Source organism: Serratia sp. JSRIV006 (genome assembly GCF_019968685.1).
Taxonomy (GTDB): Bacteria; Pseudomonadota; Gammaproteobacteria; order Enterobacterales; family Enterobacteriaceae; genus Chania; species Chania fonticola_B.
The window spans coordinates 3,481,122-3,498,217 of sequence record NZ_CP074137.1 but is presented as its reverse complement, the minus strand read 5'-3'; the positions used below and the strand labels follow the sequence as shown (position 1 = coordinate 3,498,217).

Here is a 17,096-nt window from a genome sequence, read left to right as displayed (position 1 = left end):
CCACGGTCAATTTAGGGACACAGCCTAGCCCTCCGGTTTATGGCCGGAGGGTTGCCATTACAGCGTCAGCATAATTTTACCGATATGCGCACTAGACTCCATCAGGGCATGGGCCTGTGCGGCTTGCTCTAACGGGAAAGTCTGGAAAATCTGCGGCTTTAACTCCCCGCGTTCCAGCAACGGCCACACTTTCAGCTCCAGTTCGGCAGCGATCTGGGCTTTATCTTCCACACTGCGCTGCCGCAGCGTTGAGCCGGTATGGGTCAGGCGCTTAAGCAGCAGTGGCATCAGGTTCAGTTCCTTCACTATGCCGTTTTGCGTGCCGATTTGTACGATACGCCCGTCCATTGCGGCAGCACGGTAGTTCTTCTCCACGTAATCCCCCGCGATCAGATCGACGATGACATCGGCTCCTTTGCCGTTGGTGGCGGTTTTGGTCAGCTCGACAAAATCTTCAGTGCGGTAGTTGATGGCGACGTCGGCACCCAATGCCAGGCTGGCCTCACGCTTTTCTTCAGAACCAACGGTAGTGATGACATAGGCGCAGAACGCTTTGGCCAACAGGGTGGCAACCGTGCCAATGCCAGACGTGCCACCGTGGATCAGCACGGTTTCCCCGGCCCGAAGATGACCACGTTGAAATACGTTGACCCAAACGGTGAAGAAGGTTTCCGGCATGGCGGCCGCTTCAATCATGCTGAAGCCTTTCGGGACCGGCAGCGCATTGCTTTCATGCACCTTGCAGTATTCGGCATAGCCTCCACCGGCGATCAGCGCACATACGGCATCACCCAGGGCATAGCGTTGTACCCCAACGCCAACGGCTACCACCGTGCCAGCAATTTCCAACCCTGGAATGTCCGAGGCGCCCGGAGGTGGCGCATATTGCCCACGACGCTGCAGAACATCCGGGCGGTTGACGCCGGCGGCAGCGACTTTCACCAGTATTTCACCCTGGCCCAATACCGGTAACGGGCGCTCCGCACTCACCAGAACCTCTGGTTCGCCCGGCTGGCTGATTTCGATGACCTTCATTTTTTCAGGTAGTTGTGCGTTGGCTGACATGCCGTTCTCCTTGAGCAATCTGCGTATTCGGGGTATTCCCGGCTGGATTATCTTATAGGGATAACAGAGTTGGCATGTGTGCGAAAGGGCGGTTTTGTCTAGACAAGCAGAAATACCGCCGCAGAGGGGCAGAGGATCAGTCGTTTGGTGGGATACGAAAACCTTTCAGCGAGACGATAAAGTGCTTTTTGCCTTTGGAAATCTTGGCACCCTGATCGCACCACAGGCTGGCGAGCTGGAAAAAATCGTCGCTGTCAATGTCATAGGCCAGCTCAATCTTTTTCGCCGATCCTGAACGGATTAGCGTCTCTGCCTGCTGATGATTAATGGCTTTTACGGTGTTCATAGGCGAAATCCTTGGTGTTAACCCGGAGCGGATAATCGCTAGCCATCATATGGCTGGATTGTGACATTTTTGTGATGGAAATATGACGCTGGGCCGTTTTGCGGCTTGGCGCCCGTTTTCTCATGATCCTGTCATGGGTTAAATTTGGTGGCAAGGAGGTTCAGATTTAGTATGAGCGCAAACCTTTTGAGCAGACAATGGATTATGACCAACAAAGTGCGAAAGCAGACCCTGCGCCAGCGTAGCTATCAGCTGTTGTTCAGCAACCAAACCCGCACTGGGCGCAGGATGCAGCTATTTTGGGTGAGCACGGCGCTGCTCAGCGTGCTGTTGCTGTTTATCGAACCCGGCGGCAGCTCGCTGTATACTCCTAATGCCCAAGTGCTTTATCAGCTGTTTTTGGCGGAGGTCTTTTTCACCACCCTTTTTACGGCGGAGTATCTGTTGCGGCTGTGGTGCACGCCGAGTAAAGAGCGCTATGCCATCAGCTTTTTCGGCATCGTCGATCTGCTGACGATGTTGCCGATGTATATCATCTGGATATTCCCGCATATGGCGGTGGAGTATATTGCTCTGCTGCGTGTATTGCGGATCCTGCGCGTGTTGCGGGTGTTGAAACTGTTGCGCTACATGAGTGAGATGAGCATTGTCTGGCGCAGTATCAAGCTGGCGCGCCATAAGCTGACCCTGTTCTTTGGTTTTGTCGGCGTGATGCTGTGCGTATTTGGTGGCTTGATGTACGCGGTGGAGGGAGGCAGTGGTGGATTTACCAGCCTTGGCGCATCGATGTATTGGGCGGTAGTCACGTTAACCACCGTGGGCTACGGTGATATTGTGCCCCACACACCATTAGGGCGGATGCTGGCTTCGGTGCTGATCCTGGTAGGGTATTCGATTATTGCGGTGCCTACGGGGATCCTGACCGCCTACATGTCGCAGGAGATGCAGCGCTATCGGGAACAGCGCCATTGTGCACAATGCGACCGCGGTGGGCATGAAGCCGAGGCGAAGTTTTGTAAATTTTGTGGCGCTGCGTTACCACCATTGTCAGTGAAATCCGCAAGATAACGCCGATAATTTCGCCAGGTGGGAGCAAATTCTGTGCGTTTGGTCTCCCTTTCCAGCCTCATGAGCTAAAAAGAGTTGCTATTATACGCCCGACATGAGTTAATGATTCTCGGCCTGTGGTACAGACCTATTTATGCACGACATTTTGAGTAAAGTAGTTCAAATTTAAAGCGTTATCCTTGATAGCTCTTCACTGACGAATTTCCTTTCTAGTGCCTCCATAAGTAACTGATGACCGGCTATTTCATGCCCATGGTGGCTTAAATTTTTTATTGAAGGAATTCAACATGTCTAACATGATCAAAGGTCAAGTGAAGTGGTTCAACGAGTCTAAAGGTTTTGGTTTCATCACTCCTGCAGACGGCAGCAAAGACGTGTTCGTACACTTCTCTGCAATTCAGGATCAAGGCTTCAAGACCCTGGCTGAAGGCCAGAACGTACAGTTCTCTATCGAGAACGGTGCTAAAGGTCCGTCAGCGGCTAACGTTACCGCTATCTAATCGGCCTCTCGCTGATTAACAAAAACCCGCCAAGGCGGGTTTTTTTGTGTCTGTGATATGAGCACGGTGGGGCGCAGAGACGTTTAACGCGCTATTCCAGAGGTCTGAAAGACCCCGTCTCAGTTCTGCTAAGCTTAATGGGTGGTCGCCGCATGATGGCTCAGAGGCGGAGTGCATTACGCAACGGTGGGTTCTTTTCGTCAACTGTAATAGACTGATATCCGGGATAAATAACGAGGTAGAGCATGAAAGTTAACGATCTGGTGACGGTAAAGACCGACGGTGGCCCTCGTCGTGAAGGGGTAGTGCTGGAAGTTGAAGTGTTTAATGAAGGCACGATGTATCTGGTGTCACTGGAAGATTATCCGGCGGGCGTGTGGTTCTTCAATGAGATCGATAGCCGCGATGGCACCTTTGTAGAATTGCGCAGCGCTGAACAGGATTAAATCTTTGCCTGCATTTACCTGCTTGCCGCTGGTCTGGCTGGCGGGCTTAAACCTGGCTACACTGTCATGCGGTGTTGAAAGTCTGTCCAAATACCCGTAGCGGCAGCATTGCCGCTGAAAACGGGCGTTTTTCTGTCGAACTCTACACCACTGCGTTCCGCTGTCGCTTTATTTGGTCGTAATGGCTATCAACGGCTGTTGACGAAAATGCCGCTGGTAAGCGTGTCGGTCAGGCGGACAACATGGTAGATGATCTGCTTGTTGTGGGTTTTGATCTTTCTTTTGATGTTTCCCTTATGGGAAGAGACGGTTTTCACCTTGATCTGCATTTGATCGGAGATCTGGATGGTGCCTTGGCCGGACATCCACATGCGCAGCATGTTTGACTCGGTTTGGCTTAGTGTGACAGGTGTCTGATCCAGCGAGTTTTTTTCCGGGCGAACCAGCTTTCTTTCGAGGTAGTGGTTAAGCAACTGACTCATGGTTTGCGGTTTAATCGATTTTGACGAGATGATCACGTTCTTGCGGACGTATAAATAATCGTCGAAATGTACGTTGGTGATGGCCATGAAAATAAAGAATAAAGTATCGGGATTAAGAGATATCACGCGTTTTATTCTTTCTGTCGCATCCGCTTCATGAATGAAGCAGTCTTCATTCAGGAATACCATATTAGGCTTAAGTTTGGCGCACTTCTCATGCAGGCCGTCGATATGATTGACGGCGCTAATATGACGCTTTTTCATCCCGTGCGACGTCAGGTAGTCGGTTAATCCTAATCTAGTGTAACTGCATGAATCCATAATGATTATTGGCATAGAGCCTCCTACTTAAGTCCGTTTCCACGCGGTTATAAAAAGAAAAGCCTGAAGATAAAAGGCTAAAAGTTATAAAAAAATCACATCTTATGAATGCAACTTTCTATCAATAAAACCGGCATGACTCAACGTCTTTTCGAATTATATTTTTAAATCTACCAAAAGCATCAGTTTAGCTTAAGTCGACTTATTATGCTGTGGCGATTTTGCGGCTGGAAATATCAGTAGGCGCCGGGTAGTCAGCCTTAAATTTGTTGCTAAGGTTAGCTATTTTCATCGTGGTACTATTTTCCGTTAATCAGATGATTCTTAAGAGTCTCTTATCGCTCGCAATGACGCCAGCGTTGGCGGTTTTTTGACTGATAGTATTGCTTCTTTTTCATCACCTGACGCCATTAAGTATTCTTATTCAATTGATTGTATCAATGTATTGGCTTAAATGGTAACGATTCTTAGTTACTTTTATACGCTTGAGGAAGGAGCTTATGATCGGAATCAAGTCAAAATAAGTAGTTCTGCTAACCATGGGGTCGCTAATTAAATAACAATGGTAAATTATTTCATTTGTTAATTATTCATCAGTGAATAACTTATCCGCGACATATCGATTTTCCTGACGTATCTTACTGCGCAGAGGCAACGAAATGCTGCTAGAGGCGATTTCAACTCACAACCAGGAGGACGGGTGGACCACAATCAGTTTGGGCAACCCATAGGTACAGCGCTTGAGGGCTGGCAACCTGCGGGTGAACCGGGAAAACAGAATCTCCAAGGGCGTTTCTGCTGCTTGCAGCCGATGGATATCGCGCGCCGTGCCGATGAGTTGTTTCATGCCTACCAACTGGCGGAAGACGGGCGCGACTGGACCTATCTGTCTAGTGAACGTCCCACGGAGCCATCTGTTTTCCAGCAGTACTTGCAGCAACAGCTGGCAACCCAGGGTAGAAACACCTTGGCGGTGATAGATGCGACTACCGGTAAAGCGGTCGGCACCTGTGCTTTCTTGAACATCGACCAACCCAACGGGGTGGTTGAGCTGGGGATGATCAACTGGTCACCCTTGATGAAGCGGCGAGCGATGGGGAGTGAAGCCATCTTTCTGATGCTCAAGCATGCCTTTGACGACTTGGGCTTTCGCCGTTGCGAATGGAAATGCGATCGTCTGAATGCCCCCTCTCGCGAGGCTGCACTGCGTATGGGTTTCACCTTTGAGGGGACTTTTCGCCAGGCGATGACCAGAAAGGGGCGCAACCGCGACACGGACTGGTTATCCATCATCGATGGTGAATGGCCGGTATTGCGCGAGGCGTTTACCGCCTGGCTATCGCCGTTGAATATCACAACCGACGGCCAGCAGAAGCAAAGCCTCGCCACTTTCAGACCTCAGCCCGACAAGCCTGCATTGATGCCAGCGCCAAAGTAATATCCTGCTCTTCAGTCATCCAATTCACCAGGGCTGCCCGAATACCCGGTTGACCCGCATAGCTGGTGGGCGTGCAGCGCACCACGCCGTGCCGATCCAGGCGATCGATGAATCTGTTGCGTGCGGCAGTGGCATCGCCTGTAACGCCCTTCAGCGCAAAACACACGATATTCAGTTCCACTGGGGCCAGCAGGCGGAAGCCTTCACTGGTCGCCAATCCGTCACCTAAACGTCGCGCCAACGTCACGTTACGCTCGACGATCTCCCGCATACCGCTGCTGCCGTAAGCTTTCAATGCCATCCACAAGGGCAGGGCGCGAAAACGCCGCGAGTTCTCGGGCGTCAGGTGCAAATAGTTGTCTGGGCGCAACGTGGGGGCCTCCAGATAGGACGAGTGATTCTGGAAAACCTGCATCTGCAATGCCAGATGACGGGTAAATTGAATGGCGCTGTCATAAGGGACATTCAGCCATTTATGGGCATCTACGGTGATTGAGTCCGCCTGGTGCCAACCGTTCAGCAGATGGGCCAAGCGGGGAGAACAGGCCGCGATCCCACCAAAGGCGGCATCAACATGCAGCCAGAAGGGATAGCGTGCACGCAGTGCCAGCAGGCGGGGCAGATCGTCGAAAACGCCGGTGTTTACCGTACCTGCGCTGGCGAGCACTATCGTTGGGATATCTGGCGTGGCGGCAAGATGACGCTCCAGCGCGTCGATATCAATAGCTTCGCAATCAGCCTGGCTGGCAATAGACTTTAAAGCATCACGCCCAATACCGAGCATGCTGAGCGCTTTCACGCTGCTGGCATGCGCATTGGCAGAAAGGACCTGAATCGGCCCCAAGGCGGCCAAGCCAAACTGTGCCACATCGATCCCACGCTGCTGCCCTAGCCACTGGCGGCCGATGGCAATCCCGGTGAAGTTGGCCATGGTGGCACCGCTGACAAAGCTACCGCTGAAGTCGGCGGGCAGTTGCAGCAGGGCTTTCAATTGCTCAATCGTTGCCAGCTCGATCGCGGCCGCCACGGTATCATGGCTCAGTTGGCTATTCTGGTCGGCAGTGCTAACCAACCAGTCGGCAGCCAGCGCCGCAGGCGTGCTACCGCCAGTGACAAAGCCAAAGTAACGCGGCCCGGCACTGCCGGAAAGCCCAGCCTCATAGCGCTGCCAAAACTCTTCTAATGCCACTAGCGCCCCGCAACCCTCTTCGGCCAGCCGATCGTCACCGGTTTGCAACTGTTGTTCGGCCAACGGCGGGCATACCGGGCGCTGGTTTAAACTGGCAAGGAAGCCCTGCGCCAATTGGTTGGTATGGTCAAGTATGCGGGGTAAATCGTCGAGATCCTGCTGCAAACGTGGGTGCATGGTCATGCCTTGGGTTCGGGGTGAATATGTTTTCACTATAGGCGATCCTGATTAGTGCTAATATCGATAAAAAATGACCCTTTTGGATAGTAAGGCTAACCAGTAATGATTGAGCGTCTTCCTCTGCATATTTTGCCAACCTTTGTGATCGCTGCCCGGTTGGAGAATTTGCGTGCCACGGCGCAACGCGTCAGCCTGACTCATGGAGCCGTTAGCCAACAAATTCAGCAGCTTGAACAGGCTATTGGCTATCCACTCTTTGACCGCTCCGGGCGTGGGGTACGGCTAAATGCTGCGGGGCGCGAACTGCTGGCAGCAGCTGAGCCTGCCTTACTCGCTTTGCAACAGGGCGTTGACCGGGCCAGGCGGATAGCGGAAAGCCAGATGTTGCGCATCAGCGTACTGCCTTCCTTTGCGCATTACTGGTTGTTGCCCAGATTGGCGGAGTTTCATCGTGATTGCCCTGGGATCCGATTGGATATTGACGCCTCGCTGGCGATTCAGGATCTCGGCCGTAAAGGATTCGATGCCGCGATCCGCATTGGTGATGGCCAATGGCCAGGCGTTCAGGCTCAGCGTATCGCCTCAGGAGTAGTGCTGCCGGTAGCGGCCCCGGAGCTGGCCAGGCAATGGCAGGAGGCATTTGATGCTGGAGATCCACACACCCCCTTGCTTGAGCATGACGTCACACCCTGGCATAGCTGGTTTAGCGCCGTAGGGAGAATTGGCGGTGGACAACAGTTGGCGCTGTTCAACGATGCAGGGTTACTGCTGCGCGCAGCCGAGCAGGGGTTTGGTATTGCGCTGGTGAAGGCCGTGTTGGCGAAGGATGCGATTGCAGCAGGGCGCTTGGTGCCATTGTCGGCTGCGCTGCATTTGAACGATAGCGATGTCTATCTGGTGTGGCCACAAGCCGCTGGTTTAACGCCTGAGGTGGCAGCGTTACTGAACTGGTTACAACAGCGCCTCGTAGCGTAGGGGGCCGCATTGCGGCGCCCGATTAGCGTTCTTATATTATTGTTCCTATAACAGTCATTAAATAAGGGGAATATTTGGTTTAGTCTTCGTTTAATAATATAACCTTTACTTCACAACCTCATGTCACTATACTCCAGCCAAAATTACCGTGGAGAAAACCAATTGGACAGTTGCAGTAGTAGCGAAATAATAAAGGCAAGTTGACCAATCTCCTGTGATTTGTTGCTTGCCGAACACGGCGGGCAGCACCCCTCTCTAGTTATTCCGAGCTGTGCAAACCCGAACATGATTGTTGTCCCCGAGGCGCTTGCGCATTGGGCGTATTGATTCGGATATGATTATGGTATTTAACCATCACCACGGCCTTTTCCCTCCAGGCACTCAAACGCTGACCCGCTGATTAATTATCGGCGCGATTTCGCGTGTGCTTAACAGCACATGATTCAACCTCAATGATTAATTAAGGGGAAGATCATGGCTATGACTCCTTTTATCCTGAATTTATTCCTGGCAATGGGCCTGGGTGCCGTTATTGGTGCCGAGCGTCAATGGCGTCAGCGTATGGCGGGTTTGCGTACCAATTCTTTGGTTGCGACCGGAGCCGCAGTGTTTATCCTGAGCTCTTTTGACACCGAACCTTCCAGCGCGGGGCGTATTGCGGCGCAGATCGTTTCCGGTATCGGTTTTCTCGGTGCCGGTGTAATTATGCGGGAAGGGCTGAATATCCGCGGCCTGAACACGGCGGCCACCTTGTGGTGCTCTGCTGCCATCGGCGTGTTATGTGGCCTGGGGCAGCATTGGGAAGCCGTCTGCGCCACCCTGGTGATCCTGTGTGCCAATATCCTGCTGCGTGAAGCAGCGCAGCGTATTAATCTGCAACCCCAGCAACAGGCGGTGGATCTGGAGCTGCGTTATCGCGTCCAGGTCACCTGTGGGGAGCAGGATGAAATCCTGGTTCGTACCCTCATCCTACAGGCATTGAACGGCGTGGCATTACGTTTGCAATCGCTGCGTAGCGCCGATATTGCCATTCCTGGTCAGTTGGAAGTCTGTGCGGAAATTGTGGCTAATCCGGCCGCGCAAAAAGAGATTGAGGGCATTGTCTGCCGTATTAGTTTAGAACGCAGCGTGAGTGCCGTGCATTGGCGCGTGGCGTCAGAATTACCCGTTTAACGATAAATAACCTTCACCAATAGGGTGATAAGGAGGTGTTATGCAAACTCACCCCAGATACTTTATTACTACTGCGTAGTTAAGGAAATTAGCGTTACTTTAGCAACGCCAACAAAGTAAATTCCACTTTGTGCATGTTCACCCGTTATTACGGGCGGGGTAACCCTGTGTGCAAAGTAAAAAAAGAGAATAGCATCATGACCCATATTAAAGAAAATAGCCGCCGCCGTGATAAACAGCGCGAGCCGTATGCCATTGCTCTCGAGGCAAAGAACAGCCTCGATCAAACGTTGGCTAATTTAAACTGTAACCGCATTGGATTAACTCAGGAAGATGCCCAGGAGCGTTTGCAGTATTTTGGTAGCAATCAGGTTGCCCATGAGAAGGCACCGCATGCGCTGGTGCAGTTAGTCAGCGCGTTTAACAACCCGTTTATCTTTGTGTTGATGGTGTTGGCAGGGATCAGTTTCTTTACCGATTACTGGTTGCCCATGCAAAACGGTGAAGAAACCGATCTTACCGGCGTCATCATTATCCTGATTATGGTTACGTTGAGTGGGTTGCTGCGCTTCTGGCAGGAATACCGCACCAATAAAGCGGCCGAATCACTCAAATCGATGGTACGTACCACGGCAACGGTGTTACGCCGTAGTAATTTTAGCACCCAGGCATTAGCGGTGGAAATTCCCATTCGTGAGTTGGTTCCGGGCGATATTATTCAGCTCTCTGCCGGGGACATGGTACCCGCGGACCTCCGCTTGCTCAGCTCACGCGATCTGTTTATCAGCCAGGCCATTTTGACCGGCGAAGCTATTCCGATCGAAAAATACGATGCCTTGGCTGGAGTGAGCCAAAAGTCCAGCGAGATCGATGCCTCCAGCGAAAACGAACTGCTGGAGTTGGCCAATATCTGCCTGATGGGCACCAACGTGGCCAGCGGAACGGCGACGGCGGTGGTGGTCGCGACCGGTGGCCGCACCTACTTTGGCTCCCTGGCGAAGTCGATCGTCGGTACCCGTTCGCAAACGGCCTTTGACCGTGGAGTCAACAGCGTTAGCTGGCTGTTGATCCGCTTTATGTTGGTGATGGTGCCGATCGTCTTGCTGATTAACGGTTTTACCAAAGGAGACTGGACGGAAGCGGCCCTGTTTGCCTTGGCGGTCGCCGTGGGGCTGACGCCGGAAATGCTGCCGATGATCGTCAGCTCCAACCTGGCGAAAGGCGCAATTGCCATGGCGCGCCGCAAGGTGGTGGTCAAACGGCTGAATGCGATCCAGAACTTTGGCGCGATGGACGTGCTCTGTACCGATAAAACCGGCACCCTGACGCAGGATCGCATCATTCTGGAACACCATCTGGATGTGAATGGCAGCAAGGATAACCACGTGCTGCATTTAGCCTGGTTGAACAGCTTCCATCAGAGCGGTATGAAAAACCTGATGGATCAGGCAGTGATCCGTTTTGGCCAGGGTCAGCCAGGCGTAGAGGCGTTGGGACGCTACAGCAAGGTGGATGAACTGCCGTTTGATTTTATACGTCGTCGCTTGTCGATCGTGGTACAGGATGAACAACAGCGCCAACTGCTGATTTGCAAAGGTGCCGTTGAAGAGATGCTGGAGATTGCCACTCACGTCCGTGTCGGGCAGCAGGTGTTGGCGCTTGATGAGGCTCGCCGTGCCGATTTGCAGGCGTTGGCCTGCCAGTACAATGAAGATGGTTTCCGTGTGTTGGTGTTGGCAACCCGAGATCTGGGTCTGGAAGGTTGCACTCTGCCACTAAGCATTGTAGACGAACGCGATCTGGTGATTGAAGGCCTGTTGACCTTCCTCGATCCGCCAAAAGAGAGCGCTCGTGAAGCGATTGCCGCCCTGCAGGAAAATGGCGTGGCGGTGAAAGTGCTGACCGGCGACAACCCGGTAATCACCTGTAAAATCTGCCGTGACGTTGGCCTGGAACCAGGAACCCCGCTCTCCGGCCTGGAGATTGAACAGATGGACGATGCCCATCTGATGCGTGAGGTTGAGCAGCGTACGGTATTCACCAAGCTGACGCCGCTGCAAAAATCACGCGTGCTGAAAATGTTGCAGGCTAATGGCCACACCGTGGGCTTCCTGGGGGATGGTATTAACGACGCCCCGGCGTTACGCGATGCCGACGTGGGCATTTCTGTCGATACCGGTACCGACATCGCCAAGGAATCCGCCGATATCATCCTGTTGGAAAAGAACCTGATGGTGCTGGAAGAGGGGGTGATCAAAGGGCGTGAAACCTTCGGTAATATCATCAAGTATCTGAACATGACCGCCAGCTCCAACTTCGGCAACGTGTTCTCGGTGCTGGTGGCCAGTGCGTTTATCCCGTTCCTGCCGATGCTGGCGATCCACCTGCTGTTACAGAACCTGATGTACGATATCTCCCAGCTTTCCCTGCCGTGGGACAAGATGGACAAAGAATTCCTGCGTAAACCCCGCAAGTGGGACGCCAAGAATATTGGTCGCTTTATGCTGTGGATTGGGCCGACGTCGTCGATTTTCGACATCACGACCTATGCGTTGATGTGGTTTGTGTTTGCCGCCAATAGTGTAGAACATCAGGCGCTGTTCCAGTCCGGCTGGTTTATTGAAGGGTTGCTGTCTCAGACACTGGTAGTGCATATGCTGCGTACCCAGAAGATCCCGTTTATTCAGAGTACGGCGGCGCTGCCGGTGTTGTTGACTACCGGGATTATTATGGCACTCGGTATCTATATTCCGTTCTCGCCGCTCGGGGCATGGGTCGGGTTGCAACCGCTGCCGTGGGAGTATTTCCCTTGGCTGGTGGCCACGCTGGTCAGCTACTGTGTGGTGGCGCAATTGATGAAGCGTTTCTACATCCGCCGCTTTGGCAAGTGGTTCTAATCTACATTTTCGCCGGGCGTAATGCCTGGTGATAAACCTCAATCGGCCTGTTTCTTAAAGGGGGGGGGGCATCATGCGTCCCCCTACGCCAATCAGCAATATTGCTACAGGCTGCGGCAATGTCTGCGATATTCAGAGGGGGAGCGATCGGTATGCTTTTTGAATATCCGGCAAAAATAGTTACTGTCGTCGAACCCACAGCTATGTGCGATCTCTTTGATCTTCAGATCATAGCCACGCAATAGATTTTTCGCCCGCTCGAGGCGCACCGCGGTGATGTACTCATTGAAACCGACTGGACCAGACTTTTGAAACAGGTGGGACAGGTAGTTAGGGGTAATATGAAATCGTTTGGCAACGCCTTCCCGTGTTAGCGGCAACCCGGCGTGGTCATCGAGGTAGTCCTGTATGGCCAGCAGCAGCTCCTGGCTTTTACTGACGGTTTGCCCCTGGCCTGCGAGCTGTTCCAGGCAGTGGCTGACCAATCCGGTAAAGATCAGCTGCGAGGTCAATGCATCAGGTTGCAGCAACACCTCATTCATCGCCAGTAGCAGGTATGAGCCGACTCTGGGCCCACGCCGCGCAACGTGCTGTTTTTGCGTTTCACACAGCGCTTGCCCGTCCCATCTTTGCAGGCTGAAACCCAGCTTTTGCTTACTGAACAAGATACTCAGCGTGGTGGCTGGCTGGGTCCATTGCGGAAAACTCCATTTGCCTGCGGGGACATAAAGCACCTGATAGCTGGAGAGCGTGTTATTGGCCAAAGGTAGACACTGATCTTCAACTTCCCCATCTAGCACTATCTCAAGCCGCGGAAAAGGCACGCAGAAGGCCAAGGGCGGAGCGGGAAAAGTGGGTTCAGGAAACCTGACCTGGATCGCATTCTGATGGGCAATCAGCTGTTCAAGCAGGGTAACTAGCGTTTCAGACATCGCGATCTCCAGTGCGCTTCGGCGGTTAACGATGCATTTAAGAATGATGGTAAACCCAGGTGGGCAGCGCAATTAAGGTGATATTTCCCGGCATTTAAGGGACTTTTGCACAATGATGACCCAGGTCACATTTTGGGCTGGCGTACATCTGTGTCCAGTATTTCGTAGTAAAAGCCCCCTGTTTTTGGCCCAGGCTTCCAGTAAATTTGCCGTTATGTTATCAAAAAGTAAATGGAGAAATCATGATGCAACGTCAATCCGAGATATACCTGGAGGCTTTAGGAGCCAGCATCGAGTTAACGGCACAGATGAAGCAGGAGCTTGATACGTTAGGGTATACCGTGGTGCACAACGTTGCCGATCCTGACTGGCTGGTGGCGATGCGCAATCTGATTGATGAGCTGGTGGAGAAAGAAGGGGATAACCTGGCCATTGAACACCATCAGGAAGCGACGGCAACGCGCATTGCCAACATGGTGAATAAAGGTGTGGTGTGGGAAAAGGTGTGGTCGCACCCGCTGATCCTGTCTGCCTGCCGCTATATTTTCAAGGGTGAGTTCAAGGTCTCTAGCCTCAATGCCCGCGAAGCCTTGCACGGCGGCGGCCATCAGCCTTTGCATGCCGACTGGAAAAAGCCGCGCCCTGATTTTCCCAAAGTACACCTGGTCAATGCAATATGGGCGATTGACGACCTTAGTGCGGAAAATGGCGCGCCGCGGATCATCGCCGGAACACATCTGCGGCCGGAACTGCCGGAAGAGGTGTTGGCCGATCCTGATTTAGCACATCCTGATGAAGTTGTTTTTGCGGCCCCGGCTGGGAGCGTGATGATCTATAACGCACACACCTGGCATGGAGGGACTCAGAACAGGATCGGTACCCGGCGGCGCGTGTTGCACGCACTCTATATTGACCGTGCAGATACCGCCCAGCAGGACCAGCGCCGCTGGCTGAAGGAAGAAACGGCCAGCCGACTGACCCCGGCGCAAAAATGGCTGCTGGATGTGCTTTGAGTATCCGGAGTAGGGGCGCTGCTGCGCCCGTTAAATCCGATGTCAGCACCGGATCTGCGAGGCAGCTCTCGTTAATTGTTACGTTAATGTTGCCGTAATGGACTATTGTCTTCTCTTCACTTGCGAACCAGCAACGCGCGTCACGTTTGCCAAAGGCGTGAGCGACACGGAGAGAGAATATGAATCAGCGGGAACTAGAAAGCGCCATCGTTACCGATTTTTCCAAGCGCATGAGCTATGGTGATTACCTGTGCCTGGATCGACTACTGGATTGCCAGCAGCCACTTTCCAACCCGCAACATCATGATGAGATGCTGTTTGTGGTGCAACATCAAACCTCGGAACTGTGGATGAAACTGATGCTGCATGAACTGCAGGCAGCCAGGACTCTGGTGCAGCAGGATAAGCTCAGCCACTGCTTCAAGATCCTGGCCAGAGTAAAACAGATCCAGCGTTTGCTGTTTGAGCAATGGGCGGTGCTGGAAACGCTGACTCCATCGGAATATGTGGAGTTCCGTGGCGTGCTGGGCAACTCTTCAGGTTTCCAATCTCATCAATATCGTTCGATCGAGTTTTTGTTGGGTAACAAAAATGCTGCCATGCTGGCCGTCTTCAGCGACGATGCGCCAAAGCATGCCGCGTTGAAAGCGATCCTCGAAGCCCCGAGCCTGTATGACGAATTCCTCCGCTATCTTTCCCGCCACGGTCTTGCGGTACCTAAGGCGTGCATTGAACGAGACTGGACCCAGCCTTACCAGCGCAATCCAGAGCTGTTACCGGTGTTTAAACTGATTTACGATAATCCGCAAACCTACTGGGCGGCCTACGAAATGGCCGAGAAGCTGGTGGATATTGAGGAAAGCTTCCATCTATGGCGTTTTCGCCATATGAAAACGGTCGAGCGGATCATTGGTTTTAAATCGGGAACCGGCGGCTCCAGCGGCGTCAGCTTCTTGAAGAAGGCGTTAGAGTTGACCTTTTTCCCGGAACTGTTAGACGTACGCACCGAGATTGGCGCTTGACTGCTTGGTCCAGGTTTGAAGCAGTATCAGGGCGCATAGCGCCCTGAACAGAGGATCACTCCTCGGCGACGCGGATGATCAGTTTGCCGAAGTTTTTTCCTTTTAGCAGACCGAAAAAGGCCTGAGGGGCATTTTCCAACCCGTCGACCACGTCCTCGCGGAATTTGATCTTGCCCTGGCTGACCCATTCTCCCATCTGTTGTAGAAACTCGCCGAAGCTTTCTGCGTAATCATCGAAGATGATAAAACCCTGCATCTTGATGCGCTTGCGCAGGATCAGGCCTTGTAACAACGGCAAGCGATCTGGGCCTGGCGGTAACTCGGTCGCGCTGTAGTGGGCGATAATGCCGCAGACGGGGATACGTGCCTTGGTATTGAGCAAAGGAATAACCGCATCGAATACTGCGCCGCCGACGTTTTCATAGTAGATATCGATGCCCTGGGGGCAGGCTGCTGCCAGTTGGGCCGCAAAGTCGGTCGAGTGGTGATCGATACAGGCATCAAATCCCAGTTCTTCCACCACATAGCGGCATTTCTCTGCGCCACCCGCCACACCCACCACGCGGCATCCTTTCAGCTTGGCAATCTGACCTACCACGGAACCTACGGCTCCGCTGGCTGCTGCGACCACCAAGGTTTCGCCCGCCTGTGGCTGGCCGATATCCAGCAGCCCCATATAGGCGGTAAAACCAGGCATACCTAATACGCCAAGCAACCGGGAAGGGTGATCCAGTTTGGCCCCCAGATTACGCAGGCCGCTGCCGTCCGACAGCGCATGGCTTTGCCATCCGTCGTAACCTAGCACCCAATCCCCAACGTTAAAGTCTGGATGTTGTGAAGCCTGCACGCGGGATACGGTGCCGCCGACCATCACTTCGCCTATCTGTACCGGGGGGGCATAAGAGGGCGCATCGCTCATACGGCCACGCATATAGGGATCTAATGAAAGGTAAACCGTGCGCAGCAACAACTGCCCGGCGGCGGGCTGTGGGAGGGGGTTGGTTTCCAGGCGGAAATTGTCTGCCTGCGGTTCCCCGTGTGGGCGTGAAGCTAAAACAAAACGGCGGTTATGCGCTTGCTGAGACATCGATGACTCCTTGGCGACGGTGTTGAACGAAGGGTGTTCAGGTACAGGCTAGTTTAGTTAATCTGCCGCGGTGGAAAATAGCGTTATGTGCGCACTTATGCGATAACGTAATAAGCGTAGCGGGAACCTTGTTGAAAAATATTGCGTAATAGCTGCGGTGGCGGAATGTTCGTTGACCACTTTCTTATATCGTGATGAAAAATAACAGTCGAAATATGATTGTCAATCATAGTTAACAGTGATATTTGATATTGGGTATATTGATAGGGGTGCGATAATTCCGATCTCATATATTGACACTGATGATGATATTAAGGGCGATGTGTAGCATCAACGATGCTTCATTGGTGAGCCAGTATTGCTTACGACCCACTTAATTTGTTAGAAGAAAAAAGAGGCCCACCTGAATAGCCAACTGGCGGTGATAACTGTGCGTTATAGCGGAACGATCAGCACGTCAATGCTGCTGGTATTGATAAAGCGCGCGGCGGAGCAGGCCACTTTATTCATCATGTTATCGCTATGGTTGCCACAGATGACCAGATCAAAGGGTTGCTTCTGGTTGGCGTAGGTCAGACAGTCGCCCAACTCGCCGTGGATGATCCGCGTAGCGATATGGGGATAGTTTGCCCGTAGGCACAGTTCTTCCATAAACAGCAGCGTCTCTTCCTCCATCAGCGCACGCAGGTCACCCAGCATGGGGGCGGGGAAAATCTCGGCATTGGCAATGATGCTGACTAGCGTGATTTTCCCATCGCAGGGACGCACGATCGAGACGGCTTTCTCTACCAGCCGGTGGCTGTCCGCTGCGACGGCCACCGTAACCAGAACGTTGTGATATCCCATGTTCTACTCCCGCTGCCTGAATGTGTGCTTAAAGGGTAGAGCAATGCATGCGCAAGAAATGTGGTATGTATCACGCGCAACGCCAAACCCTCAGGGCAAGGAAAAAATTCCGCCAT

General features: G+C 52.8%; 16 protein-coding genes. 9 read left to right on the top strand and 7 right to left on the bottom strand.

Translation table 11 applies throughout. The annotated features are described in order from the left end of the window. Positions 1-57: 57 nt before the first annotated feature. Positions 58-1,065, bottom strand: coding sequence for an NAD(P)H-quinone oxidoreductase (locus KGP16_RS16230; protein ID WP_223499977.1), 1,008 nt, complete (start codon positions 1,063-1,065; stop codon positions 58-60). Positions 1,066-1,201: 136 nt separating this feature from the next. Beyond that, on the bottom strand, positions 1,202-1,411 hold the full coding sequence (locus tag KGP16_RS16225) for a hypothetical protein (RefSeq protein ID WP_021805739.1): 210 nt from the start codon (positions 1,409-1,411) through the stop codon (positions 1,202-1,204). A gap of 204 nt (positions 1,412-1,615) precedes the next feature. Between KGP16_RS16225 and KGP16_RS16220 the strand changes: the two genes are divergently transcribed. The 3 genes from KGP16_RS16220 to dsrB all read left to right on the top strand — a co-directional run bounded on the left by KGP16_RS16220 (position 1,616) and on the right by dsrB (position 3,425). Next, positions 1,616-2,479, top strand: coding sequence for an ion transporter (locus KGP16_RS16220; protein ID WP_059202054.1), 864 nt, complete (start codon positions 1,616-1,618; stop codon positions 2,477-2,479). A 287-nt stretch (positions 2,480-2,766) separates the two neighbouring features. After that, positions 2,767-2,979, top strand: a complete 213-nt coding sequence (gene cspE / locus KGP16_RS16215; protein ID WP_004946278.1) for a transcription antiterminator/RNA stability regulator CspE — start codon at positions 2,767-2,769, stop codon at positions 2,977-2,979. Positions 2,980-3,224: 245 nt separating this feature from the next. Next, the gene (dsrB, locus tag KGP16_RS16210; protein ID WP_021180904.1) at positions 3,225-3,425 is read left to right on the top strand and encodes a protein DsrB; all 201 of its coding nucleotides are present in this window, start codon (positions 3,225-3,227) and stop codon (positions 3,423-3,425) included. 188 nt (positions 3,426-3,613) lie between these two features. On the opposite strand, the gene rcsA is transcribed toward dsrB, so the two are convergent. Continuing rightward, positions 3,614-4,243 (bottom strand): transcriptional regulator RcsA, encoded by a 630-nt coding sequence (gene rcsA / locus KGP16_RS16205; protein WP_021805736.1) that lies wholly within the window; start codon positions 4,241-4,243, stop codon positions 3,614-3,616. A gap of 685 nt (positions 4,244-4,928) precedes the next feature. On the opposite strand from rcsA, the gene KGP16_RS16200 reads away from it, so the two are divergent. Next, positions 4,929-5,666, top strand: coding sequence for a GNAT family N-acetyltransferase (locus tag KGP16_RS16200; protein WP_059201124.1), 738 nt, complete (start codon positions 4,929-4,931; stop codon positions 5,664-5,666). Here the strand turns inward: KGP16_RS16200 and KGP16_RS16195 are convergent. Next, positions 5,620-7,032, bottom strand: coding sequence for a pyridoxal-dependent decarboxylase (locus KGP16_RS16195; RefSeq protein WP_179248883.1), 1,413 nt, complete (start codon positions 7,030-7,032; stop codon positions 5,620-5,622). The two genes, KGP16_RS16200 and KGP16_RS16195, sit on opposite strands and share 47 nt — an antisense overlap. Positions 7,033-7,137: 105 nt before the next feature. Between KGP16_RS16195 and KGP16_RS16190 the strand changes: the two genes are divergently transcribed. The 3 genes from KGP16_RS16190 to mgtA all read left to right on the top strand — a co-directional run bounded on the left by KGP16_RS16190 (position 7,138) and on the right by mgtA (position 12,080). Beyond that, positions 7,138-8,010, top strand: a complete 873-nt coding sequence (locus KGP16_RS16190; RefSeq protein WP_179248870.1) for a LysR substrate-binding domain-containing protein — start codon at positions 7,138-7,140, stop codon at positions 8,008-8,010. A gap of 474 nt (positions 8,011-8,484) precedes the next feature. Then, positions 8,485-9,183 (top strand): MgtC family protein, encoded by a 699-nt coding sequence (locus KGP16_RS16185; RefSeq protein ID WP_021180910.1) that lies wholly within the window; start codon positions 8,485-8,487, stop codon positions 9,181-9,183. Between the two features lie 197 nt (positions 9,184-9,380). Further along, complete coding sequence (gene mgtA, locus KGP16_RS16180) at positions 9,381-12,080, top strand: magnesium-translocating P-type ATPase (RefSeq protein WP_223499975.1); 2,700 nt, start codon at positions 9,381-9,383, stop codon at positions 12,078-12,080. Positions 12,081-12,184: 104 nt separating this feature from the next. Here the strand turns inward: mgtA and KGP16_RS16175 are convergent, their stop codons facing one another. Then, complete coding sequence (locus KGP16_RS16175; RefSeq protein WP_059201121.1) at positions 12,185-13,012, bottom strand: helix-turn-helix domain-containing protein; 828 nt, start codon at positions 13,010-13,012, stop codon at positions 12,185-12,187. A 245-nt stretch (positions 13,013-13,257) separates the two neighbouring features. On the opposite strand from KGP16_RS16175, the gene KGP16_RS16170 reads away from it, so the two are divergent. Further along, the gene (locus KGP16_RS16170; protein WP_071681126.1) at positions 13,258-14,025 is read left to right on the top strand and encodes a phytanoyl-CoA dioxygenase family protein; all 768 of its coding nucleotides are present in this window, start codon (positions 13,258-13,260) and stop codon (positions 14,023-14,025) included. A gap of 179 nt (positions 14,026-14,204) precedes the next feature. Continuing rightward, positions 14,205-15,047, top strand: a complete 843-nt coding sequence (gene kynA, locus KGP16_RS16165) for a tryptophan 2,3-dioxygenase (RefSeq protein WP_021805728.1) — start codon at positions 14,205-14,207, stop codon at positions 15,045-15,047. Positions 15,048-15,102: 55 nt separating this feature from the next. Here the strand turns inward: kynA and KGP16_RS16160 are convergent, their stop codons facing one another. Continuing rightward, a complete protein-coding gene (locus tag KGP16_RS16160; protein ID WP_223499973.1) occupies positions 15,103-16,134 on the bottom strand; it encodes an NADP-dependent oxidoreductase in 1,032 nt (343 codons plus the stop codon). A gap of 435 nt (positions 16,135-16,569) precedes the next feature. Further along, positions 16,570-16,980: a universal stress protein UspC gene (gene uspC, locus KGP16_RS16155; protein WP_223499971.1), complete on the bottom strand. Its 411-nt coding sequence runs from the start codon at positions 16,978-16,980 to the stop codon at positions 16,570-16,572. Positions 16,981-17,096: the final 116 nt, after the last annotated feature.